The sequence below is a fragment of the Pedobacter aquatilis genome (genome assembly GCF_032678425.1).
Lineage (GTDB): Bacteria > Bacteroidota > Bacteroidia > Sphingobacteriales > Sphingobacteriaceae > Pedobacter > Pedobacter aquatilis_B.
Genome location: NZ_JAVTSG010000005.1, coordinates 315,507 through 340,932 on the forward strand (window position 1 = coordinate 315,507; position 25,426 = coordinate 340,932).

Annotated in this window: 17 protein-coding genes; 9 read left to right on the forward strand and 8 right to left on the reverse strand. The window is 36.7% G+C overall.

Features of this window, described 5'->3' with window-relative positions; genetic code table 11:
• The first annotated feature begins 220 nt into the window (after positions 1-220).
• Positions 221-715, forward strand: a complete 495-nt coding sequence (locus tag R2Q16_RS16445) for a very short patch repair endonuclease (RefSeq protein ID WP_316738522.1) — start codon at positions 221-223, stop codon at positions 713-715.
• Between the two features lie 104 nt (positions 716-819).
• On the opposite strand, the gene R2Q16_RS16450 is transcribed toward R2Q16_RS16445, so the two are convergent.
• Together R2Q16_RS16450 and R2Q16_RS16455 are read right to left on the reverse strand one after the other, a co-directional pair.
• Positions 820-1,668, reverse strand: coding sequence for a hypothetical protein (locus R2Q16_RS16450; RefSeq protein ID WP_316738523.1), 849 nt, complete (start codon positions 1,666-1,668; stop codon positions 820-822).
• Positions 1,669-2,537: 869 nt separating this feature from the next.
• Complete coding sequence (locus tag R2Q16_RS16455; protein ID WP_316738524.1) at positions 2,538-4,427, reverse strand: P-loop NTPase fold protein; 1,890 nt, start codon at positions 4,425-4,427, stop codon at positions 2,538-2,540.
• 626 nt (positions 4,428-5,053) lie between these two features.
• Between R2Q16_RS16455 and R2Q16_RS16460 the strand changes: the two genes are divergently transcribed.
• Positions 5,054-7,678, forward strand: a complete 2,625-nt coding sequence (locus R2Q16_RS16460; RefSeq protein ID WP_316738525.1) for an Eco57I restriction-modification methylase domain-containing protein — start codon at positions 5,054-5,056, stop codon at positions 7,676-7,678.
• Positions 7,671-10,124: an Eco57I restriction-modification methylase domain-containing protein gene (locus R2Q16_RS16465; RefSeq protein WP_316738526.1), complete on the forward strand. Its 2,454-nt coding sequence runs from the start codon at positions 7,671-7,673 to the stop codon at positions 10,122-10,124. Before R2Q16_RS16460 ends, R2Q16_RS16465 begins: the two co-directional genes overlap by 8 nt.
• Here the strand turns inward: R2Q16_RS16465 and R2Q16_RS16470 are convergent.
• The 3 genes from R2Q16_RS16470 to R2Q16_RS16480 form a co-directional block, all read right to left on the reverse strand.
• Positions 10,065-11,303, reverse strand: coding sequence for a phospholipase D family protein (locus tag R2Q16_RS16470; protein WP_316738527.1), 1,239 nt, complete (start codon positions 11,301-11,303; stop codon positions 10,065-10,067). The two genes, R2Q16_RS16465 and R2Q16_RS16470, sit on opposite strands and share 60 nt — an antisense overlap.
• Positions 11,304-11,736: 433 nt before the next feature.
• A complete protein-coding gene (locus R2Q16_RS16475; protein WP_316738528.1) occupies positions 11,737-12,279 on the reverse strand; it encodes a hypothetical protein in 543 nt (180 codons plus the stop codon).
• Between the two features lie 3 nt (positions 12,280-12,282).
• The gene (locus R2Q16_RS16480) at positions 12,283-15,984 is read right to left on the reverse strand and encodes a hypothetical protein (protein WP_316738529.1); all 3,702 of its coding nucleotides are present in this window, start codon (positions 15,982-15,984) and stop codon (positions 12,283-12,285) included.
• Positions 15,985-16,447: 463 nt separating this feature from the next.
• Here R2Q16_RS16480 and R2Q16_RS16485 point away from each other — a divergent pair, with 463 nt between their 5' ends.
• A complete protein-coding gene (locus R2Q16_RS16485; RefSeq protein ID WP_316738530.1) occupies positions 16,448-16,885 on the forward strand; it encodes a helix-turn-helix transcriptional regulator in 438 nt (145 codons plus the stop codon).
• 176 nt (positions 16,886-17,061) lie between these two features.
• On the opposite strand, the gene R2Q16_RS16490 is transcribed toward R2Q16_RS16485, so the two are convergent.
• From R2Q16_RS16490 to R2Q16_RS16500, 3 genes are read right to left on the reverse strand one after another with little or no spacing between them, the layout of a single operon-like run.
• A complete protein-coding gene (locus R2Q16_RS16490) occupies positions 17,062-17,763 on the reverse strand; it encodes a HesA/MoeB/ThiF family protein (RefSeq protein WP_316738532.1) in 702 nt (233 codons plus the stop codon).
• The gene (locus R2Q16_RS16495; RefSeq protein ID WP_316738533.1) at positions 17,763-20,375 is read right to left on the reverse strand and encodes a DUF4132 domain-containing protein; all 2,613 of its coding nucleotides are present in this window, start codon (positions 20,373-20,375) and stop codon (positions 17,763-17,765) included. The genes R2Q16_RS16490 and R2Q16_RS16495 overlap by 1 nt, the downstream gene beginning before the upstream one ends.
• Positions 20,376-20,377: 2 nt before the next feature.
• Entirely contained in the window at positions 20,378-20,767 is a 390-nt protein-coding gene (locus R2Q16_RS16500) for a hypothetical protein (RefSeq protein ID WP_316738534.1), read from the reverse strand.
• Positions 20,768-21,036: 269 nt separating this feature from the next.
• Between R2Q16_RS16500 and R2Q16_RS16505 the strand changes: the two genes are divergently transcribed.
• The 5 genes from R2Q16_RS16505 (at position 21,037) to R2Q16_RS16525 (ending at position 24,536) form a co-directional block, all read left to right on the forward strand.
• The gene (locus R2Q16_RS16505; RefSeq protein WP_316738535.1) at positions 21,037-21,624 is read left to right on the forward strand and encodes a TetR/AcrR family transcriptional regulator; all 588 of its coding nucleotides are present in this window, start codon (positions 21,037-21,039) and stop codon (positions 21,622-21,624) included.
• A gap of 517 nt (positions 21,625-22,141) precedes the next feature.
• Positions 22,142-22,459, forward strand: coding sequence for a DUF3817 domain-containing protein (locus R2Q16_RS16510; protein ID WP_316738536.1), 318 nt, complete (start codon positions 22,142-22,144; stop codon positions 22,457-22,459).
• Positions 22,460-22,493: 34 nt separating this feature from the next.
• On the forward strand, positions 22,494-22,925 hold the full coding sequence (locus R2Q16_RS16515) for a DUF6010 family protein (protein WP_316738537.1): 432 nt from the start codon (positions 22,494-22,496) through the stop codon (positions 22,923-22,925).
• 83 nt (positions 22,926-23,008) lie between these two features.
• Positions 23,009-23,578 carry a Crp/Fnr family transcriptional regulator gene (locus tag R2Q16_RS16520; RefSeq protein WP_316738538.1) on the forward strand — a complete coding sequence of 190 codons (570 nt, stop codon included), beginning with the start codon at positions 23,009-23,011 and terminating at the stop codon, positions 23,576-23,578.
• Positions 23,579-23,675: 97 nt separating this feature from the next.
• Positions 23,676-24,536, forward strand: coding sequence for an SDR family oxidoreductase (locus R2Q16_RS16525; protein ID WP_316738539.1), 861 nt, complete (start codon positions 23,676-23,678; stop codon positions 24,534-24,536).
• Positions 24,537-25,426: the final 890 nt, after the last annotated feature.

Consider the following 25,426-nt stretch of genomic DNA (forward strand, 5'->3'; position numbering starts at 1 on the left):
TTGAATAAAATAATAAGCCGGTGATGGGCCAGTCTTTCTAAACATTAGAAAGATGCCACCCGAATTTTTCAAAATGCCCGGTTATTTCCAAATATAATAACAGCCCTGGATTTCTGCCAGCAATAGAGTAAATTTCTTTTCCTTTAACTATTTTTCTACCCTAGGCTGCCTTTTGGCTGGTTATAGTGAAACTATAAGCTCCAATAAATGTTTTCCTGTTATGGATGTTCAAAATAAATCCGTTCCGACAGCTGCCATAGCCAAGAAAAACAAAAATGTGACCTCACCAGCGAGGAGTTACAATATGTCTCGTATCCGGTCAAAAAATACGAGGGTCGAAATGCTTTTCAGAAGGGCGTTGTGGGCAAAGAACATTCGTTTTAGGATACATCCGCATAAAGTTATGGGCAATCCAGATATTCTTATTGCCAAATACAGGCTCGTCATATTTATTGATGGTGACTTCTGGCATGGATATAATTGGGAGGAATCCAGAAAACGCCTAAAAAGTAATAAGGATTTCTGGATAGCGAAAATTGAGGGCAATATGCAGCGTGATAATCAGGTGAATATTTTTCTTGCTGAAAAAGGTTTCACGGTTATGCGATTCTGGGAGCATCAAATAAAATCAGAGCTTAACAAATGTGTGAACCAGGTTTTGCTATATATCGAATCGGGTAAGCAGGGCCTAATACCAGATCCTGAGCAATATTGATGACGCTCGGTGAATATTACTGAAGATGAGAGATAATAAGATGTAATCGATGCTCATGATGTTAAGCAATCTAAGAAGCGTTTGCCGGAAGACATTGAGTTAATCTAAATTGGTGAGCGGCTTAAATGTTTTACGTTTTCATCCAGCCAAGCTATAAAATCTTTTCTACTGACTTTATCAGAGTTTGTTAGTAGAGTCGGAAGGTATGAAGAGCATTTAACTATTTCAATACCAAGTACATTTGTTGAATGAATGGTTTTTATCTGCTCAATCTCATCTAACGTAATCTCACGGCGTTTTTTTGTCCAAGCTTCGTTTACCCTAAAATAATTCAAACGGCTAATATCAACCGGATATTTGGTCTGAATCTGCGGGTTGAAAAGTTCAGGCCATATGTTATCTGTCAGAGGAGAAGTAAATGCTCCGTAAATTTTATACGAAATCGTTTTTAACAAATTTTGCGCGAAACTTCCCTCGCGGTCGGTTAGTTTTGCAATTTGCCTAGGTAGCCAAACAAGATTGGGGATAAAGGAATTGGTTGCTGGATGTCGGGACGCCAGTTTATCCTGAGTGAGTTCAAGTTTTTGCCAAATATGGCATGCTACAAATCCATTTGCAAGTTTTTTGTTATTATAATCAATGATGCGCCGACTATCCACGAATAAAGGCTTTATAATCCCTTTTATAAGTGAGTTGTCATCCCTCAAATACCCAGACTGGTTCGCATTTCCCCATTCATGCTTTAATTGGCCGGGCTTTTTGGTTCTGCAGGAATGGTCCCGAACGACATAAGGTAGTAATACCGGGATCTTCTGATAAAGATGTGTAGGGAGCCAGATGGACAGGTCGATAATCAGTCTTTCAATTAGCTCCTTAGCAAATTCATCACTTGTATCTTCGGCAAGTAGGGTTTTTTGTATGTAATGGTATATAATATTATCTCCGTTCGTCATTTTTGCTATCTATGCTTTTATAGCCACCCTGTCACTGACCATTAGGGGATATTCTTTGCCGTAAATCAGAGAAATGATGGTTATATGTAAACAATAAATTAAGCAGTAAATGTACCAACCGAAATTTTTAATTCTGCAATTTTCCGTCTATTTATTATTCCTGCTATACAAAACCTTGTCCTTTTTCTTAAATGCGCAATTTATTGACATGATGGGGCGGGTTCCGCATGCCGCGACTGAAGCGCGGGCAATACTCAATAGCGCCCTAACGTTAAAGCAACTCAATATTGCGTCGGTCATTATTTGATGAACTTGATTTTTTTAGAAAAAAAGTATAATAATATCTGATAATCGTAATTCGCTATCTTTGCATTAGATCATTATAAAAAACAGATACTTTATAAAAATTAGATAATTATTTTTTTACGATAATTATTGATGTTATGATATCGATGCTATTGCTTATTTTCTTATGGAAGAAATTTCGTATTGAGATAAGCTTCAGAAGTTTTAGACTTAAAATTAGATTTTAGTCTATGAGATGGTTTAAGTATTTTTAGATACTGGGAGATGGGCAAGCACATCTCCTTTCTTTTTTTATTTGGTTTGATATTCTAATCAAAATGTCTTGCTTCCAAGAGTTTGTGTATGATAAAATATTTCAACTTCATAAGGTTTGGACTTTCTCTATTGTGGCATTAGCTCCATACGCAACAATATATCGTTTCATCAGCTAATTTATAAAGCTAGGTGTATGGTGAAGATGTAAAATGTTGACAGGTTTAAGCTTAGTGCGTACCATCATAGTCTTCGTTCATTAGATAGATTAGCGAGATAGTCTCAAAAACTCTTTTATCCTCTAGACCGGATTAATATATATCCTCAAACCTTAAGCATTGGGCAATATGTTTAGCTACCTCTTCTTGAAGCTGCTTCATAAGGGTGCCACTAGCATTCTTCGGAGGGTTTTTTAATACATGTTTTTTAATAAGATCCAAAAGCGCTTTTGAGAAAAGACGATCTTTACTAGTAAAATTACTAAGATTTCCGTTGCAGATGATCGTGTATAAATTTATAATTTCCATTTTTCTCTTGTTATCAGATGATTTAAAAATTCTAAAAAAAATTGCAGGTCTTACTGCAGATAGTGTAATTTTATTAAATGGCTTTTTAATTTCAAGCATGATTTCCTGAACTAAACCTTCAAAATCGACCATCAGCTTTTTTTCTAAACTCAAACCCATTTGAGCGAAATCTTTGTTTAACCTATTTTTGTTGATTTCTAAAATTGTTGTTTTCAGTTTTTGATAGAATTCGTAGAATGGACTTTCCTTTTCAGGATTTAAATAACGGTCGAGTATCGAGTCATACTGATGATTTGCAGCATGGGTTTTGAGTACTCGAATGAAATCTCGACAAAGTTTTTCTTCACTTAAATTTAAGATGTTTCCATCCCGGAGAATATAATAGAAGACGGTTAGGTAGTCCCGATATAAAAACTGCCCCCGAAGGGCAAACGATCTTAACTGTTTTATATGTGCTTTGATTTCTTTATCAGAAAGCTCAAGATAATTTGTGCTTGAGAGTTTATGATAGATTTTATAGCTCTCTGAAATACGGTCATCTTGTATTCGGAATTGGATCTTCAATTCATCGACTAGCTTTTGCTTATCAAATATGTTTCCTCCAGTAAGATAGTCGTGGATACTCTCATAAAAAGTAAAGTCATCGTTTTCAAAATAGAAATCAAGGAGCTCTTCAATTAAAGTTTTCATATCCCCCTCCTTGCGGAAATATTTACGCATTTGATAGTCATGCCCTTTTTCCAGCTCCGATTTGCTTTCAAAGCTAATTGTTCCTCTTTTAAACTCAATGCAAATAAAAAGAGAGAACTTCATTAGACGAGTTAACAACTCATTTTTCATCTTGTCTAGTTCTTTTGAGCCAGTTCCAGACATTATGAAATGGGCGATATCATAATAGTAGTTTAGAAAATACTTAAGCGTTCTTAAGTTCATCTGTTCTGTTCTCTTAATGCTCAGGAGTTGCTCAATAATTTCCTGCTGATTCTCGATGTGTTTAAAATATAGCTCGTCTTTGTTTTCGGTGCTGCTTACTACACTTTGAAAAATAGAAAATTCGTTTTGCTGAAAGTGTACAGTACTGCTAATGGTTTTTTCTTTAACGCTTTTGAATCTTTTATTTTTGATTTTGTCATAATTTGCAACTAGCAGTATTTTGATGTTATGCCCCTCAGTTAAAGTGTTAATGTATCCAAGTAGTTGATTACTGGTTAGCATGTGTTCGCTTATGCGTTCTAAATCATCGAAACAGATCAATAAATTGGAGAAATCAATATTGTTTTTATGTTGATGTTTACCCTCTTTTATTAAGGCTTCAGCATTGTCCACAACATTATTTAATAGTCCTTTCCCAAGAATAGCAGTTAGATCTGCTGATTTAACCAATGCCTTAATAACCGCACCGCCCATCCTTAGATATTTGTTTGTGATGAGAGGATAAAGTTCTGCTTGAATTCTATCTTTGATATCATCAATAGCGTTAATGCCAAATAGAGAAACAAGTATAGGTACAAATCCAGTATCTTTTAAACTAGGGAAATAGTGATTTTTTAGATAATAAGTTTTACCAGCACCCCATGTAGCAGTGAGCATCAGTGCAGAATTAGCATCCTTGTAAAGATAATCTGTAATTTGGGTGGCAACCCTATCTTCTGGTACCTTAATGTGTTTAGCCATTAATAATCATTTTAGGCTAAAATACTTTTTTGTTTCTAAAAAGTTTCACATAGATTATTTCCGTCCTGAACTATTGTTGGAATTTGATGCTACCATCTTTGGAAATCATTTGGGGTCGTCAAATTAATTGTCAATTGTTGGCAGATATTCAAAGCGTAATTTAAGGTACAGTAACTTATCTTGCTGCATTAGCATATGGTTAATCGGTACTATCATAGCAGCGGAATGGTTAAACAAAGAGGTTTTGCTCACAAAACGCTTTATGTCCAAAGGACAGCTACCTCCAGTTACTCGGATTATTTGAGGAAAATAGAGGTACTTTTATAACGATATGCCTGATTATAACCTGCATTTCATTATTGTCGAAATTCGTAATAAAAACAGAGAAGCTGTTTAAGGTATAGAGGTTGTCTTCACAGTTCTAGAAAATACCTAGTAGTCTTGTAGTTAAATGGTTGATTTATTTTAATATAGATACTCGCTTCTATTTACTTATCATGAACGTATATCCAAGGCTTAAAAAGATATTCACAAATAGCATTAATTTCTCTGAAATAGATAACTTTGTTAGTTAATGCTAGGCATTCCTAAGCCAACCTAATTACTTTAAAAAGGAAGAGAAATACGTGAAGCAGAAAATAAGATCTTTTGTTACCTACTTAGTAAATAGTGTTGAGGCGGAGAAGGGAGCTGATATCACTTTTCATGAATTGAGCATATTTATCGCATTCTGGGTTGCATGTGTTAAAATGAAAAAAGATTATCAAGAGATGCAAATCTCGAATCGCAGCTCCAAAGGTTTTAACCAAGATTTTTCCCATGAGATTAAACAGTTAACAAATAGATTTGGAGAGTTAGCTGCTAGCTTTTTAGAGGTTCATAAAAAGATATCACCGGCAACTTTAGAACATGCATACTCGAAATTGCTAAATGCCTTTAAAGAAGCTGATGAAGACCGTGATGATATCATATCTTGGGCATATCAGTTCAGCAAACGTGGGCTTGAAAAGAAAGCCTTTGCAAGTGTTGGAGCAAATAATAAAAAAATAGAGGCTCAAGATTTGCTTTTTACGACCCAGTTTTTCACTGACCGTTATATGGTTCGATATCTGGTCGAGGAGTCGATAAAGAAGCAAAATAGGGAGCTTGATAAATTAATCATAATAGATCCAGCATCAGGGGGGGGCAACTTCTTAATCTATGGATTTGATTGTTTATATGGTCTGTATAAGAAACAATATAGCGCATGGTCGGATCAAAAAATTGTAGACAAGATATTATCTGAGGCATTGGTCGGTTACGACCTTGATGGCTCATTATCTAGGATTGCCACATTATCATTATATGTCAAAGCCTGCGAGAAAGCAATACCGAGCAAGAAAGGGATAATTAGAATATTTGGTGGTATTAAAGACGATCAATTCGGCTTTTTAGCCCCTCGGATCAATTCAAATTTTATCAATGAGCAGTCTTTTCATGGGCTGCTGGAATCGACTCCGGAAGATATTGCTAGAGTGTTTCTAACGAATCCGCCTTTTATGGGGAAAAGAGATATGGATGTACGGTTGAGGAATTTTCTGGTAGCTAATTACCCACAGTCTAAAGGTGATTTGTGCGTATCATTCATGCAGCGTATGATCGAGCTTATGCGACCTTACGATATTATAGGAGTAGTGGCTCAGAATAGCTGGACTTACTTATCTTCTCTGAAAGATTTTAGAAGTTTTTTTCTCAGGAACCAGCAATTACAAACCTTCGTTGATCTTGGAAGTAATGCATTTCAAGACATTAATGGGGAGAAAACGAATGTTGGACTTTTTATTATTGGTAAATCTGAGGATGAAAAGTCTACCTTTTACAGTCTAAAATACAAATCTAGAGCAGAGAAAAAAACAATCTTGGAGACGAATGATTTCGAACCAAGTCATGTTTTCCGCGTAAATCAAATAGAGTTCTTTAAAAATGAAAATTTTGAATTCAGCTATCATTTTGAAGAACGCTTTACTAGCCTCAATACGCTACCGAAGTATTCTGATTTCGGAAAACCTATGCAAGGATCATCAACCGGCGATTCATCTAGATTTGTAAAATATGCCTGGGAGGTAAACGAAAATCCTGATTGGAAGATGGTTAGTAAAGGAGGGGGATTTAGCAAGTGGATGGGTTTGAATTACTATAAAGTGCTTTGGGGAAGAGATGGCGATGCGATTAAAAAAAATCAAGGGAGTGCCTTGCGAAATGTCAATAAAATGGATGTTACGCAATTGGTATTTAGTGATACAGGCAGCCTAGGTCTTAATGTTAGAGTATTGAAGCCTGGACAGGTATTCATCGCATCCGGACCGGGTATACAAGTTTTAGATGGTGACGTCCATGCCCATATTGCATTTTTGAATTCTAAAATATCAACATTTCTACTTAAAATCCTTAATCCAAAATTTACAATAAGTGCCGGATATATTTCTAGAATCCCAGTTTCTAGAGATATTTTGTTTTCGTCTACAATAGCTAGTAATAGTAAAAAATGTTTAAAACTAAAAGAATCATATTTAAAGACTAAATTACCTAATCTAGAGTTTAGTCATAATAATTATAGCGAGATGGGGGATCTGGAGAGCTACATCCAGGAGTTGATACTTGCTGATATCAATAGTGATTTCCAGCGTCTTGTAATGGAGTTTGAAATTGAAAAGGAGATACGAAATGCCTACAGCTTTACAGATGCCGAACTTAGCGAGGTTAAACAGATTGTAGGAGAATCTACTTTATATAATAAGAAAAATAATCAGTTATTAGAATGTCGTCAAATAGATAAGCTTGTGGCCTCGTCAATAGATGTTAACTGTCAGATAAACAGTAAAACGCTTAATGGCTATTCAGTCGGAAGTGAGAGTGTGATTGAAAATATTTCTCATCGACTTGATGTGGACCCAAAAAAAATATTTAATTTTTTAAAGAATAACATAGCAAACCTTAAGGAGACTAAACAAAAGTACCTAGCTGATTTGATACATAAATTAATATTATTTGAACTAGAGGTGAAGAGTATAAATGACTTTACTAGCAAGGTGTTAAAATTAGAAGAACTAACAATGCAGCTTTTGAGTAAATATCCATTTTTAAACCAGTTGAAGTTCAGTAGTGAATATCTAAGTACTATAATTTTAGTTCACCATAAAAATAGCTTCCTTAATTGCCCACTGGTGCTGATTGATGGAGATAAAGTGAGAGTAGGAGCATTATATGGATAAATTATTATCACTTTTTTCAAGTGTACTTGTAAAATATTTGGGGCATGTATTTACTGGACATGATCAAGTAAATCCGCTGGAGTTAAATAAAAAGCGTTTTGAAGTTCGTGGACTTTTTATTTGCTATATAATTTTTTTAAAATTTGAACCGGATGGTTTAAAGACTAAATCGATTGGCGAGTGGTTGGAAGAAAAAATTGGAAAGGATACCTTATTTACAAAGATATATACTGAGAGTAGCGATAGGCTGAGGGAGATAATAGAGTCTTCTGTCTGTGAGCTAAAAGACTTGAATGGAGTAGATCCTGCTTTTGTATACGAGCTTATGCTGGGTGTCGAGTCATCAAATGAGAATAGTGATATTAGCTCAATAAAATCAAATAATTATCGGAATAAACTGGGAAGTTATTATACTCCGGTAAAGCTGGCTGAAGAGACCACAAAGAAAGCAATAGAAATTTATACTGAGAATCTGGTGTCAAATGGAAAGTCTGACCCTAAAAAGGCCATCTTAGACTGTTGTGATCTCAAGTTTGTAGATTTTTCGTGCGGTGGTGGAGCTTTTCTAGTCCAAAGCTTGCAGATATTAAGAAGAAAAATGCAATCTGCCGGTATTGACGCTGAAGAAATACATCTGAATTTGCTCAAGGCTGCAGAAAACATATATGGAATTGATGTCGATTGTATTGCATTAGAGCTTGCCAAGTTTAACATTATTTCAGATTTAAATGATATAGACCTTTACAGGGTAATCAGTAACAACTTTACGCATGCCAATTTCTTATTACATACTGATAGTGAGTTTAGTAGTGAAGAAAAAATAGAGACTTTTGCTAGTGGATTTGTTTATCATGAAGTACTTGGCTTACAAGCTGATAAATTACTGAAATACGATGTGATTCTTGGCAATCCGCCATGGGAAAAAATCCGTTTCGAAGAAAAGAAATTTTATGGACTTTATTCTAGTTTAGTTTCGAAAGATCACTTTAAAGCAAATAGGACAGCTGGAATTGAAAAACTAGCCAGCGAAATGTCCGGCCTAGCTAGCTTTGCAAACGCTTTCAATTCAGAGATAGAAAAAGCTAAAAAATCAATAAAAAAATCATCTTTTTTTAGCCTCTCGAGTGTGGGTGAATTGAATACCTATGCTCTTTTTGCAGAAGCTGCCGTAAAACTCAAAGCGAATAATGGAATAATAGCACTGATTTTAAAAAGTGGAATAATCACAAGTCAGGTAAATAAAAAACTGTTCGGGTCATGGAGTGAAGGATATAAAATTATAGCAGCGTATGATTTTATAAATAGAAAAAAGATATTTCAAATCGATAGCCGAGAAAGATTTTGTGTATTAATTTTAGGAGACAATAAACGAAAGAAATTTTCGCTAAGAATGAATATGACTGAGCCTATTCAAATTTCTGAAATGGGTCATGAGGTTTTAGTAGATAATTCAGATTTGAAGTTGATAAATCCATTGACGAAAATGGTACCAAATTTTTCTAATAATGAAGAGTTGCACTTTCTACTTCGTATGGCTACAGATTTCCCGCATTTTTTGGAAGTTTTCGGGAATGCTAAGTTTGGAAGAATAGTTCATTTTACGGCACATGCAGATTTCATTGTTAAAGATTATTATAAAGACTATTTACCTATTTATGAGGGTAAATTTTTTCATCAGTTTGATGGGCAATATTCCGGATTCAATGATATGCCAGCTGAGCTTAAGTATAATGCTAAGTCATCTTCCAGAGTACTGACGGATTTAGAAAAGGCTCAAGGTGTAAACCCTTATGCTCGGTTTTTCATTGAGAAGGATAAATGGCTTCAGCTTTCTAAAAATCACGCTGGTCCATGTATGCTGGCTTGGAGAAGTTTGACTTCTGCCACGAATAATAGGACTTGCATTGCTACAGTTTTACCGTTCATACCTGCATCGCAATCAGTACAGTTTCTGACAGGTGAGGTTAACGATTTGATTTATTTATGCGGCCTTTTTAACTCGGTTACATTCGATTACATACTGAAAAAGAAGCTAAGTGGAATAGATCTCACTCAGTCTGTGATTAATCAAATGCCTGTTCCTGGGCAGGAAGTAATTCACAATTGTATTATGTTCCTGGGGCAAGAAGCTCATTTAGTTGTACATATTAGAGCTATAGTTCTAGAGCTTTTGAAAAGTGATAAGCGATTAGCTGTACTTGTTGATACTATATCTGAAGTGAATTATTCTGGCTATAAAGACATAAGCTTTTTAATAAAATTATTAGACCTGCTGTTCATGTATGCTTATAAGTTGACATCAATTGAGGTAGAGTTAGTCCTCTCTTCTTTTGAAAAAATCTATGGAAAAGAGGACTTAAATTGGTTTATAGAGAATCTAAATGGATTAAATTTGGATAAAGCCATAAGCTCTACCAGTACCAACTCTACCCATTGTACCCCATAGATTCGAGTGTTCTATCAATCGGTCGCGTTCCTCGATTTCTAATATCTCTAACCTGTAATCATCACCTTGAATTGGCGTAAATAATAGGATTTTATTAACAAAACCACCGTCATGACCAGCATTCTCCCGTGTGATGTCTGTTAGCTTATCCCCATTTAGGCTTACACCCTTGAATTGAATGCGCCAGTTGCCATTATCAGGCGTGAAAAGGATTGGATTTCCGATATATTGTGTATCGCCAAGTGTGATATTTATACTTTTACCTTCATTGGGATCGTTCGCGTCTATTCCAAAATGGCTAACACTACCTTGAATTAATCCATGTACATTCTGACCACTCTTCGACATGTCGAGTTGATTCTTTGAACCTCCGGTCATTCTACCTGTCTGAATCCACATAGAGCCATTTTGGAGTTCAATTGTTTGAGAGACAACCTCAATCTGGTGATTTACTAACAGATTGACCTCCGATTTTGCAACTACTGAACTATAGCCTTTTGGTGCCCTTTGAACCTTAAGTTTAGCGAAAACTTCATTCAGCCTCGCGTTAGCAGCAACGTCTTTGGTCTGGAAAACCTTGTTGATTTTATTATGTTTTGCGCGAGCGACCTTTTCTTCAACTACAACCTTTGCATCGATTAAGATAGCAAGTAACTCTTGAGTTAATCGAGCTGTGCTCTCATGAGTGTTCGTAATTATTGGCTTGTAATAATCTAATAAGCTCGAAACATAAGCCATACCTTGGATATCATTCGCTTTTTCAAAAGTAATCGAAGTTGAGGCTTCAACGCTCTGGAATAAACCTCGCTCAGTCATGTTTGAAGAGCCAATGATAGCTCGATATAACAGAGGACCTTCAAAAGTGTAAATTTTTGGATGATAAATTATGTTATTCGGAGAATACGTGATATAACATTCAATGCCTAATTCCAGTATTTTTTCGAGTGCTTCCTTCGAAGTTCCGTTCAGGTCGACACCAACGAATAACTTGATTTTACCGCCACGTAGAGTGAAGGCATTCAATTGATCGAGTAAATTTTTGATTCCGCCAGAGCTTAAAAAAGCTACAAAAGCGTTGAAAGTATCAAAGTTAGTGTCTTCAAGTGACTCGATAAGTATAAGCCCTGTACTATCATTTATTAGAGGGTTTAATCCTTGACCGATAAATTTTAATTCCATGTTGAGAAGGTTTAAAAGATAAAAATGAGATTGTTTTGAAAAATGCTATTTGACACTTTAAGTATTATGAGTCTAGTAAGCATGGTTTAATTTGTATTTAGAATAAGAACGAAATTTTTAAAGGTATTAAATCTTTCGAAATAAACATTTAAAACATATGTACTAAAGATGTATGGAAAAACCAATTAATTTGACTCCCTTGGATCAATTTTCTGTCATTTCTAAATTTATTGATAAATAGAGTATTACGCGAAAACGATTTTTGGCGAGAAGGGGTCATTTGCTACAGGTTTATCCATGTTTGCACGCTTGATGCATTCCAAGGCATAATTTGAAATCGAGGCTCTGATAGTTCATGATAGAGTTATGCCATATTAAGCACTTTTTGAATCTAATCTTTTGGTATCTAGTCGGCTGATTGTAGTATCGTAGCCTATTGTTTCCATTTTAATTTTAGGCTTTCTTTTTGTTTCTGAACAGTTTTTCGACTTAAGTCTTGGACTTGTCGCTGGATATCTTCAATAGCTTTATTGTTTTTTTTGGTACTTAGATAGTTGTCAATAAATGTAAATAGTGCAATGCTAGTCACTATTATAGCTGAAACTAATGTGATGGTTTCTTTAAATTTGGAAAAGCGTTTGTTTTTACCCATTTCAATGTACTTATCATCATATAAGGCTATTGTTCCACTTGGCGTAATATGATAATAAGCCTCATTGTCTATCCATTGAATATCAATTTCTCTCACTGAATTGAGATAGTCGATTTGTTCAAGAATTCTGGCTTTACTTAATTTAGCAAGCCTAGACAGCTCATTGATGCTAAGCTGCATGTCATATAGATTAAAATTTTCCAGGTGATCATATGGTATTGCTTGTGCCCTCAGGGTCTGAAGTATTTTATGTCTGGATTTAAATTTTCTATCGATAAGCATACGTTTTCTGTTGTTTTGTGTTTTGATATATTCTGTTGACATTACTTATTTCCATTTGAAGTTTATGATTTTAATTCCTTTTTTATATGGTTTACTGTTTGAAATCATGTTATTTTCCTTCAGATTATTTGCTAGGAATTGGTTTTCAATGGTGTCTTCGACAATAGGACTTGTATGCTTTTCCCCAATCTTATTGTATGGTGTTGGGAAGTTTTTAAATATTGATGTGGTATCGTGAGAATCAAAGTTTTTGTAATACATATTAAAAAGCTTTACGCGCTCCTCCACGCGGAAATTTTGTTGTAGAACAGCAATCATGATTTCTTTTGATATTTGTAGCGGATGTAGGCTGAACATTAAGTTTTTAATTGTTATTAATGCTTTATGGCTACCAGTGATAATCGATGAGTTTACGCTTTGTAATGCGCTGATTTTTAATGACTCATTAATTGCTTTAGATTCAAAAATATGGCCAACATCTTCGATGTCTAGCTCATATGCATCTGCTTCAGAAAGGGCATCTCCTGAAAATACATCCAGAAAGTCGTATTGAAGTCCAGAATAATCAATTTTTAGTTTAATGAAGTTTTCTGGCTTAGGTTCAAGAATTGTCAAGGCGATTAGTATTCGCATTTTCTCTTCATTTACGTGTAAATTTTCTATACTGTAGTCATAGGGGATTTGTTTGATGTATTGTTCATAGAAATTATTGCTAATATCTTCTGTATTAATTAATTGGAGTATAAATCGTTTGGTTGTATCTTTGTCAATGTATGGGGTGGATATGTTTATCTTCAATTTTGAGAGGCCTTCGGCTGTTTCCTTATTGTTTAAGTAATCGACGATTGGATTGTCTAATACTGCGTGACGATGGAAGTATTCTATTAGGTTTTCCCATTTGTGTTCAATTTTTTGATCTGAGAAGAAATTGCTATCGAGTTCTTGTTGTTTTATTGCTGATAGATTGGATATTTTAGTCGTTGTTTTTTGGATAATGTTGATGCGATTACCAAGGCTAATTTTGCTATTGTTGTAAAGTTTTATTAGTTCGTTTTCTTGCTCAATGTTATTTGCTGTTTGGGTGAGGTAAATGTTTTCAATATATTTATTTATATCTAATTCGATTCTGCTTTTCAGTCTTTCATCTTTAGAGCTGAGTATCGCGCTGTAGTTTTGTCGTTCGTATCTTGGGAGTTGGAATTGGTCTTCTTGCTGAAGGATTCGTTTGAGCATCGTATTGTTGATCTCATAATGACTTTCATCGATAATTAGATGAATGAGGTCCATGCTTGCCCCTTTGATTTCTATATCTGTAAAGATGATTTCTAGCTCGGTAATGATTTTGGCGATTTTTTCTTTGTCCTCTAAAAAATTGAGAAAGGTTTTGTTAGACAGTATTTCTTTTCTATAGTGTTTGATGATATCTGGTAATTTTAAATCTTCTACATCTGCTGCACTCAGTATTTCTTTAAAATAAATTGCTTTACTTTCTGTCGTTAGCTCATCCCGATGGTTTAACTGTAGCCATAGATCTGGTGTTTGGTGCACTAGTCTTCTCATGAATTCGATTGTGTACGCTCCAATGGCCATGAAACTGTCTATGAATCTAAATGTCTGATCAGTAAGCTTGCTGAATTGGCTCATTAGATTTATTAGATAATTTTCATGCTTTTTATTTTCAAGTAGGTAGTCAACTAAATTATAATTGAGTATGTAGACTTCTCTAAATTCTGTTGCACGGAGTTTTTTAATGATGTTCTCTATTTTTGTCAACTTTGTTTCATGGTCGGATTCAGTTTGGTTTTTGACATTTAGGATAAATGCTCTGTCTTGCTTGGTTAGACTGCCTTCGTAAAATAAGGAGATATAGTCTAAGTATTCTTCATCTATATATCCATTTCTTAATAGTAAGCCTAATAGTTGACCTTGCTTCGTGGATGTGTCGCTGAGGTGTTGATTTTCTGTTTTGGAGAGAATCTCTTTAAGTTTTAAACTACGGTTGGAAATCTTCTCTCTTTCGTATGTTGCATTTTCCTTTTTTAGCATCTCTTGCTTTCCTTCGAATTTTTCTTCTATCAATGCCAATCGTTCTTGGTAACTTTGATCTGGGTCCAGTAGGTATTGGAATTCTTCGAAATCTAAATTTTCTGTAACCTCAGTTCGCGTCCATTGGTTGTAATTGTAGAATATGTAAGTGATGTAGTTGAATTCACCTGAGGAAAAGTATTCAAAGCCTTCTTCGCTTGCAGCTTCAATTATGCTATAATCTGTGTCCTTGAATCTAAATTTGCCAAAATTCTGAGTTTGTGATGCGTATTTTGAGGTGTATAATTGCCTCAATTCATCTGATGATTTGAGCATTGTCTCTCCTAATCTTTCGATCTCTTTTTTATTTTCTTTTATTTGTTGGTCTAAGTGGGTCGCCTGTGCCTTTATGAATTCAGCTCGTTTGTTCAGTAGGCTATATAACATGCCTTCATTATTCGCTAGTAGTACGAAATCATCTGGATAAATATTTTTGTAAACTAATATAGCGAGTAGTTTTCCTCTATTAAGCGCTTTGTCTAGTATACCGCTGTAAATTGCGTATTCATTATTGATATTATATAATAAACGCATGTCATCTACAAATAGGGAAATCTCATCTATTAAGTCATCAGTTATACCACTATGTTGGTTTTGAATAATTGATGATAGTTTGTCTTTAGAGTTGGAGCTGTTTATTACTGGTATAACTGGTATGATAAAGTCGAAGAATTTGGTTCGATCTTTATTTTGAAACATTTCATCTCTCACTGCATATATAAAGATTACGTGTTTATGCTTTAGTTTTTTCGAATTGTTTATCAGTAGATTAAGTTCTCGTAACTTGGTGAATATCTCTGCTTGACGGAATCTATCAAGATCTTCAATAAGAACAATGCTGTAAGGGGTTACTTCAAAAAAGTATAGTATTTCATCAATGTGGTTATTGAGGATGGATTTGCTGATGTTTTTGTCGATTTCAATTTCGGTTTGCTGTATGGTGATTTTGCTTATTCTAAGACTGTATAGTACTTTAACAGAACGGTACAGTGCAACCGTACTTGCGACTATGAATCCGATTAGACTTGTCCAGTGCAAAATACTTTCACCAATGCTTGTCAGGTTTAGTCTGAGCTGTTTGTTGAATTCTTCTGTGTAGAATATGTTCAGCCCGAAAATAATGGCTAGTATTAATCCACTGGTGATGTAATAGAGTGATTTTCGATTGAATGATTTAATCTTTTTAAATCGGCTGTCTGGGATTTTGCTGTCTTCTTCATGGTAGAATATTTGTTGTAGTATACTTAGCTCTATCAAGCGCAGAATTTCATCGTTTGATTTTGTCTTCTTCTCGCCTGCAGATTGGGTATTTGTATTTTCCTCTTCAGAAAGTTCTTCCTTGAAGGTGGCTAGAGATATATCTAGAAAGGTATCTTTTTGATGTGAGTATATGTTTTTAAAGGTTTTCAGGATACTGCTTTTTCCGGACCCATACGGACCTGTTAAGGCAATATTATAGATGTCTTTTTCCTTGCTATTGTCAATCGCCCATTGTAGTGCTTCAATGTATTTGTCAACATTGGCATCGCCGATTGGCGATAGGGAATGATAATTCGGATTTTCCTGGTCATTGATAGATGTGCTTTTAGCTTGGGATTGCTTAATTTTTTTGTATAGCCAAATCTGAAGATATCTCGCAATCTTTAGGGTTGTTTTATTCATTGAGAGTTAATTTATTTGATTAGTTGTTTGGTATCTATCTCTTTCTAGTGCTTTTTAAATTATAATATAAATTTAGTAAAAATGTTTGTTGCCTATATACGTCTTATAAAGGAGACCTAGTTCGGATACCAAATTAAGTTTTTGTTCCTATCTGTTTTTCAGTTTTTTTGGCTGAATTTAAAGGGTTACGCGATAGCACACTTAAAATATTGGAAATTTAGTTAATAGGTTGTAGGTATACAGTGAAAGAAGGCCAGAAATTTTAGAATATTCAGCATTATTAGATTAAATATTTTTTATGGTTTCATCGAATATTTTCGCTTGGCATTAAGGCGGGGTGATTTAGTTTAACTCCTTATTGATTTTCATGCTCATTGCAATCATTCGCCTAATAAGGCGTTCATTTTTCAAGCCTAAAATGGCGTGCCTTACTTTAAGTAAATGGGGGACAATTTCGATTTGCATGGCAGTAATTCCTTGGGGAGTTATGGACCTATTTATTTATTTTAATGTTTCCAAGTGGATTGAAATATTGTTTATTAATTTGGAATTTGCAGTGATTACCCCAGTATTTATTTCTTATTCCGTGAGAAGATGGCATAAGAATAGTACAGTAGTTGAAAATTTCCATTTTCCAACAGAGGAGGTTTTTGAAGAAAACCTTCTTAATTATGGCTTCAGTCTGCGTGAAAAGCAAGTTATACGTCTTCTAAAACTCGGTTATACCAAAAAGCAGGTCAGTGATAAATTATTTATAGCTATATCTACAGTTTCTCGACATGTGCAAAATATTTACGACAAAGCGCAGGTAAATAACAGATTATCTTTAATGAATAAACTTGAAAAGGTCAGCGACTTTGATTGTCATCTAAAGGATTCGAAAAGATCACAAAATTCTTAATATCTTTTTTGAGTAGGCATCAGTTTTTTGGTAGTGACAGAATCGACCGAAGTAAATAACTCATGCTATTCCGTTCTTCTTCGAAATTAAAATACCTTATCGGAAGATATATTATGCCATTTCGAGTTGATAGCACATGAATTGGATTTGTCTTAGCTGCTCAGATTATTATGAGATTATTTTATTTTAAACGTTCTAAAAATATTGCTCAAGGTATCAATACAAAGGAGGTTTCCGTCTAGATTACTATCTAAGTTAAGGATGATTTTTAGTACTTCTGAGGCTTGCATGGTTCCTGTGATGCCGCAAGTGGTGTTGATGATACCGGCTGTGCTGCAGGTGTTACTAGCATTTTCGCGCAAAGATTGGCTGGAAAAGATGTCTTCAAGCCTGATCTTTTGTTTATGGTTAAGGACAGTGAGGTAAGCGGTCCATTCTAAAACGGCAGCATAGACGAGTGGTTTTTCGTGTGCTGCGCTGATTTGGCCAATAAGGATTCTTGTTTCTGTGTCATCGGTACAGTCGCAAATGATGTCATAGTCTTGGATAATTTTTTCTGCATTGTTTTGGTTAAGGTTTTCCTTATAGCTGGTTATTTCAACCTCAGGGTTGATTTGGTTTAGTCTTGTTTTTAGGATCTCTACTTTTGGTTTATTTAGGTCTGTTATCGTGTATAGGAACTGTCGGTGCAGGTTACTAATGGATATGGTATCTTGATCGATGATGCCGATATGTCCAACACCAGCGGAAGCAAGATAAGTGGCTAGAGGAACGCCCAGTCCACCTGCACCAATAATTAGCACTCTCGCTTTTGCTAGTTTTTCTTGGCCACTTTTTAGTACTTCTGGTACTAAGATTTGTTGTTGGTAGCGCTGCATCAACTTCGGTTGATTTGAGAGGTTATCGTGCTGTCGGTGATTTTATCGTCCTGGGCCAATAAAAAAGCTTTTGATAAGATGACTGATAGGCCTGCGTCGCCTTCAAATGGGATGAAGAGGTTTTCGGTGTGGCTTTTTTGACTTCTATCGGGTACGATACAAAGGTATTGGTCGTTTGGTTCCATCAAAATGTTGGTACTGCCCAGGTGGATTTTATAGGTACGCAAAGTGCCTTGTACCACAAGAAACTTATCTTTAATGTGGGCAACTTTACTGATTTTTAATCTTGGCAAGAGGCCAGTGATGATGTCTTTTCTGTTTTTAGCTACTTCAGAGAGTTCCCCAAAAGAGAAAGCGGTCCAGTAATCCCGGTAGGCAGGAAGGCCTCCTGAATCTTGCCAGGTGGGATCGTTACCCACGCTCGCTACGCCAACAAATAAATCAACATCTCTTAAGACTTCTGAAAGGGGCAAAGCTGGGATGTCAATTAGGTTCATGACCTGGTCGTTGGTGCTGTTTACGAAGCGTACTTGATCGGTGGAAATGTAGTTCCAGATGCCTGTATCGTTGAAAGCATCATCTGCGGCCACTTCATTTACCCAGTATTCTGCACGCAGGTTATATTCTGGTAGGTTCACTTGAGCCGATTGGTTGTATCGTCCATCATCGTAAGCCCCGAGTAGGGAATATTTCCAGCCGCGGGTTTTGGCCAGCATGTTGAATTGATGCTGCTTTAAAATGTGGGAGGCCATTCGGTTGCTATAGGTACGGGTATTGATCTCGGCATCAGTCAGTAGGTAAACTTCCCTAAAAGCCTGCTTAATGGGTTGCTGTATTTTATGCTCGCTTAAAAATGTTCTCCAATCAGTTGTTTCTTGGGTACTGGCTAAGGCTGGATGCCATAAGGATACGGTACAGTCGTTTTTTGGTGCTGCTTTATTGCCTTTATTGTCTTGCCATTCCTGATTAATTTGAATCAAAGTTTGTTGGTCACTGTTTAAAGGGCTAGTAAACGTCCAAATGATTTTTTCTGCTAGGGTGCCGACTAGGCCATGGTGAAGGAAGTATTTTTCAAAGTTTTCGTAGGGCCAGATTCTTCCAGTACGAAACAGCCTATCGATGCGGTCTCTTTGTGCTGCGGTATTTTGATCAACTTGTTTCTGCGTGTCTTTTATTTTTTTGAGTTTCGCAGCATGTTTTTCTTTGATAAAGCTTGGGACAGTTTTTTGAGGACTGCCGTCTGGTTTGGTCCAAGTGAGTTCGGATTTACCAACACCGATAATTTTTAGGGTGCAGGTGTAGTCTTCAAAACTGTACATTCTTTTTCCGCCACTAAGCTTGAAATCTTCTACCGCCATATCTTCTATATCATGGGTAGATACTTTTTGAATCGCAGCGGCTTCTGCGATGTATTTTTCGATGAGCACTTGTGTGCTGGATTGTTTAATGCGCAGTTTTAGTCTCGATAAGTGACCGATGCCGTCTAGGCCTTTGGATTTATAGAGGGTATATAAACAGGCGTTACCTAGACCTGCCGCTGCCGGACCTTTCCCAGGTATTTTTTTGAAGCAGCGTTCTGCTAGTTTAGCAATTAGGTTTAGGGTATTTTGGTCGTGGAAATGGGCGCAAATCCAAATGAAGCCTTTGATGGCATCTAAGTTAATGCTGCTTAAAAACTCTGCGGTAGTGTAGGTATAGCGCTGGCTGCCGGTGCCGTAACTGTGCTCAGTAGTGATTTCTTTATGGGCGATAGCGAAATCTATCCAACTGGTAATCACTTTTTTGAATTTATCGGTTCCCAAGGTTTTAATTAGTGCAAGGGATTCATCGAGGTATTTTTTGCTCGGCTTGGAGCCAGTGGCTTTCTGCGCTTTGGCAATTAATTCAAACCAGATGAGCTTTTCTTGATTTTCCATGGATAATACCATAGGGTTTGCAAATGCAGCAAAAGCATCTTCACCTAGAAAAAGAATGGGCTTGACTGCGTCGATAGCACGCTCGAAAAGCAGCTCGTCGATTTTAGCAACGATTTTAACGTTCTCTTTTAGATTGGCTTGATCGCTTGAGTTGAAGGCATCTTTTAGTTTTTTAAGGCTAATTTTTACCTGCTCACTCGGTTGTTCAGTTTTGTATTGATTAAGGAGTTGATTGAGGAAGAGCGCAATTGGCCATCGGGTTACGTTGGACCACTGACCATAGCGTTTTTTGGTAAAGAATTCGTTAATGAATTTTATGATGATGCGCTCTTCAAAATGCAATTTAGTTCTAAATAATTGGGTTAGATAGCCATCTCTAACGGTATGGTCATTGGAAGCTAGGGTTCGACTGCCTAGATTTTCTGATCTGGCGTAGACATCAATTTCTTTAAGGCAATAAAATAAGAAGTCTAATTTTTTTTCATTGTCCCAGTGCTGCACAATAGTTTGGTAGGTATCAATGGTGCTGAATTTGACGTCATAAAAATATTCGTTTATTTTTAAGCATTCGTTTCTGGTGTCCGTGATGATTTTTTTGAATTCCGGATTTTCGCTCGTTACCGCATCATTGAAGCTACTGGTTACTTTTTCAGTAGCGTCTGTGATGGCTTGTTTAATTTTATCAAATATTTTCATCGCTATCCGCCAACTAAAGGAGTAAGTTTAATAAAGCTGATGGTGGTGTGGGGGTGAAGCTCGACTTGTTGTGTTAAGCTTTCTGATTGTTGGTTATCGATGAGTACGAAAAAACCATTCTTTTGGAAGGCATCTAAAGCGACGTAAACTTGCTTTTCGGCATCAATTAATTTTCTGTTTTTAAGCTTATAACCATTTAGTGTTTTTTCCGCCTCTGTGGGCTCAACGAGACCAGTAAAGTATTCGGGTAGCTTATTGTTGTAAGTTTCTACCTCTTTTTTTACGCGGCTGGAAATGATGTCTGATACAGTGACACTGCTGGATTGAAATTGCAGTTGGATTTCATTTAAGATTTTTCCGGCAAAGGTTTCATCTTTTATCGTGATGGTCATAGAGAGAGTTTTTTTGGTTTGAATTGAGATCTCAAGATGCATTTTTTCTTTTTCTTTGTCAAATAGAAAATTGAATCGATTAAGAATAAAATAAGGAGGTTTTAGGAATACTTAGAACTGTAAAGTTATAGACGAATAAGACCCCTCTTCCAAAAACGTATTTACTTGCCAGTTGGGCCGTATGCACCTTATGACCTAAACCTGACTCTTGATATTTTACCTACTAAAAATATTCAGCTATGTTTGTAGAACATACCAGTTAGTATCTTATGTCCAAGGCTGAATCCACTCGTCACAATATCCTGCAAAAGGCTTTTGAACTTATCTATCAGAACGGTTATCAGGCAACAAGTATTGATGTCATTATAGCAACAACAGAGGTTACTAAAGGCGCTTTTTTTTATCACTTCAAAAATAAAGAGGAGATGGGACTGGCCGTGATCAATGAAATCATGTATCCGGGCATGATGCCCTATATGGTAGAAGTATTGGGTAAGACCGATGATGTTGCTGCGGATATTTACAATATGTTAAAAGGTCTGCTGCTAACCAATCCTTTCTTCAAAGTTAAATATGGTTGTCCGGCAGTAAACTTGGTGGATGAAATGGCCCCAATCAGCGAAACATTCCGCAAAGCCCTGATGCGGCTAATGGTGGAATGGCAAAAAGCTATGCAGGAAACAATATCCACTGCGCAGAACAAAGGAAAAATTAGTAAAAACCATGATGCGAAACAGATTGCTTTATTCATCTCTGCCAGTTATAGCGGGGCTCGAAACGTGGGTAAGATTTTCGGCAGAGGGGCTTACGAAGAATTCCTCAGACAGTTCAAAATTTATTTATGCAGCTTAACATAAAAAAAATTTAATAAAAAACATACCAATTAGTATCTTTTATGATTATGTATCCTTTTCTTCTATCATTGCACTCTTGGTTTCGCTGGGCAGTATTGGTCATGTTACTATTGAGTATAGTTATTTCTTACCGGGGTTTTCGAAGGGGCTTGGTCTTCACGGCATTCGCCAACCAAATCAGGCACTGGACGGCAACATCTGCTCACCTTCAGCTGATGGTTGGAATAATCCTATATTTTCAAAGCACGGTAGTAAAATATCCAGTGACGGATAGCAATGGTCAAATCTTTAATGACCATAACTTTTTTAAGTTTATCCACATTTCGCTGATGTTGTTATCGGTAGTTTTTATCACTTTCGGATCGGCAAAGGCCAAGCGGATGCATTCTGATGTCGGGAAGTATCGGACCATGTTAATCTGGTTCCTTCTTGCGCTACTGATAATTATCGTTGCAATACCCTGGCCATTTTCTCCTTTCGCTGCCCGGCCTTACTCCCGCACATTTTAATTTAAACACATATGATAAATCTCTTCAATTCTTCCCTGGGGCGCCTGCGCATAATTAGTTACCTCGAGGGCATTTCGCTGCTTATTTTACTATTGGTAGCAGTCCCTTTGAAATATTACTGGAATAACCCTGCTCTGGTCAAAGCAATAGGGCCAGTCCATGGCGCACTGTTTCTATGGTTTGTATTCAGCACTTTCAGTGTAGCTGTACAACAAGGATGGAAATTCAAAGACACAACCTGGAAAGTACTCCTTGCCTGCCTGATTCCTTTGGGCACATTCTATATCGATCGGCATATTCTCCGAAAATTGGGGTCAAAAGCAGAATAATAAATCATTAAACCATTAACAAATAAATAACTAAATGAATATGGTAAATCAAATTCCTGATTTCAGCTTTATAAATGCATTGGCTGCAGTGGGCATTGCGATATTATTTATTACCATCATGTCCCTGGTAAAAGAGCCTGAAAGACAAAAATTAAACGCCATAATAATTGCCGGTGCAGGCGGCGTATACTGGAACGGGGGACTGGGCATTTGGGAATTTGTCTTTGGCTCGGTAATGCTCTTTGTCGCCTTTCAGGGGCTAAAACATTATTACTTTATTGGCATTGGCTGGTTGCTGCATACGGCATGGGACATCCTGCATCATCTTTATGGAACGCCTATTGTGCCGATTGAACCTTCCTCATCTGCTGGTTGTGCTGTTTGCGATCCAATACTGGCCTGCTGGTTTTTTATTGGCGCACCGAACATATTGGCGGTATTTAAAAGATGGAGGCTGGCCAACTGATTCTGCTGATGAAAATTGTTTGGCATATTTCATATTTACCAAATGGTAAAAAAATCCACGAAGGGATTTCCGAACTTTGAAGGATGGAAGCGTTTGTTAACTACATTCTTCAGTTCGGTGACCTGAACAGGCAACAGATCGATCTCATCACAGCTAAAGCACAAAAAATTAATCTCCGCAAAGAAGATTATTTTTCAGAAGCTGGGAAGATTCCCAGATATGTCGGGTTTCTTTTAAAAGGGGTGGTTCGCTTTTGCTACTATAATAACAAGGGAGAAGATATTACACATTCCTTCGTGGAGGAAAACAACTTTGTTTCTGATCAGCAGAGGTTCGAAGCACAAATTATTTCTTCCGAATATATCCAGGCAGAGACAGACTGCGAGCTGATTGTCTTCTCGAAAAGAGACTGGGATGAGATAGGCAATACCATTGTACGCTGGAAAGAGATTGAAAATCTAATACAAAAAAATTGCCTGTTAAAAGCAATCGAACGCAGAAGCCCTTTGGTCTCTGAAGATGCTACCAACCGTTATTTTATGTTCCTGAATCATTTCCCTGGCCTGGTCAATCGTGTGCCACTCTCGCGCGTCGCCTCTTACCTGGGCATCACCCAACAGTCTCTGAGCCGGATACGGCGAAATGTCCGGTAATTGTCTGTTTTATATGCGCATGATCCTTTTTACCAAATGGTAAAAGTTATGGGGCCTCGATTTTGGAGTTTTGTTCTATTCATTTAAATATAGAGTTATGAACAAAAAAATCGTATTGATAACAGGAACAAATAGTGGATTCGGCTGGCTGACCGCACACAGTTTAGCTGCCTTGGGTCATCGGGTTTACGCCACCATGAGAGAGGTTGATGGTAAAAACGCCGAAAAAGCAAAAGCACTTTCTGCGCTGGAAAATGTAACCGTGCTGGATGTTACCTTGACTGATGATGCTAGCGTTAGGCAGGCCATTGAAACCATTACCACAAATGAAAAAACTATTGATGTACTCATCAACAATGCGGGCTTTTCTATGAATGGTGTCGCAGAAAGTTTTACAACCGCTGACGTGCAGGCATTGTTCGATATTAATGTATTTGCGCCATGGAGATTCATCAAACAGGTGCTACCCGTTATGCGCAAACAGGCAGATGGGCTAATCATTAACGTGACCAGTGGTTTTGGACGGGTATCATTCCCATTTGCCGCTATTTATTCAGGTTCAAAATTCGGCCTGGAGGGAATAAGCGAAGGCTTGCATTATGAGGTCAAACGTCTTGGCATTGATGTTGCGATTGTCGAACCTGGTGCATTTCCGACCGAGATGTCCCAAAAAACCCAGTATGCTTCAGATCAGACTGTGTTCGAGGGCTACAGTGCAATAGCTGATCTACCGGGCAAAATGCTGGGCGCAATCACTGGTGAAATGCAGAGCAAAAATCCCAATCCACAGGATGTTGCCGATGCGATCATCAAGCTGATCGAAACAGAAAAAGGACAACGAGCTTTGAGAACTGTTGTAGACCCCATAACTGGAAAATATATCGAAGCAGCAAACAGGGCAGTGGCAGAGCAGTTTGGAAAAGGACTTGCAATTTTCGGTATGGAGGAGCTGTTATAGCAGCATTAATAGCAGCTTGCGGTAAATTTTGTGCAGAGCTACAGTTGGCATTTACCAACTGCAGCTATCTGTAAATTGAATTCCAAATAAACAGTTAGGCAGAAAATAAATTAGAGTCTGAATTGAACGTTTCGATTTATCCTAGTAGTAACTCTGCACATTTCAGTGAAGGTGACCTACCTGTTTCAGTCCAAGCAGTTTAGTAATTTCTCAACCAAATTTTGTCTATGGTAAAAAATAATTCAAAAGCAAGACTCTCGGTTCAAAACTTCCCGCCCTTTGTACTTACTAGGGAAATCGCCTTCGACGGTTGATGACAATAATTGCATTATTCGATTAAACCTTTCAGCTTCAAATCATCGACTATTGGCTCAATAAGTAACAAAAAGGACTTCAAATGTTGAAAATACACCCATTCATCGGTACATTCGTTGGTAATCACGTTAGTGATTACCAACGAATTTCTGAATTTTTCTTATATAATTTTTTGCTTATTAAATACACCTTTCATGACTGCCGACCCCACCAGTGTCGGAAGGGAAAGAGATGCTAGTGAGAAAATCCGGTCAAGAAATCTTTGGTCAGTTTGGACCGAAATGGACGGTACACTTTTATAGCTCTTCGTCACTTTTGGTGAAAACGCAATTTTTTTAATGCAAGGGTTCGTAAGCCTTCCTCCATCTGCTGTTTTGAAAACACATTTGCTAAAAAATATTTATCAAATCAGAGTTCTTCACCAAATGTGATGAAGGACCACTTTTATCGAAATATGCAGATTTTAGTGCAAACAGAATATAACTGTATGGTTTTCTTAATTAGTTATGTAAAAAAAAGGTTTTGAATCACAACCTTCATTGTCAATTATAAAAAAAAAAGGATTTCGTGTAAAA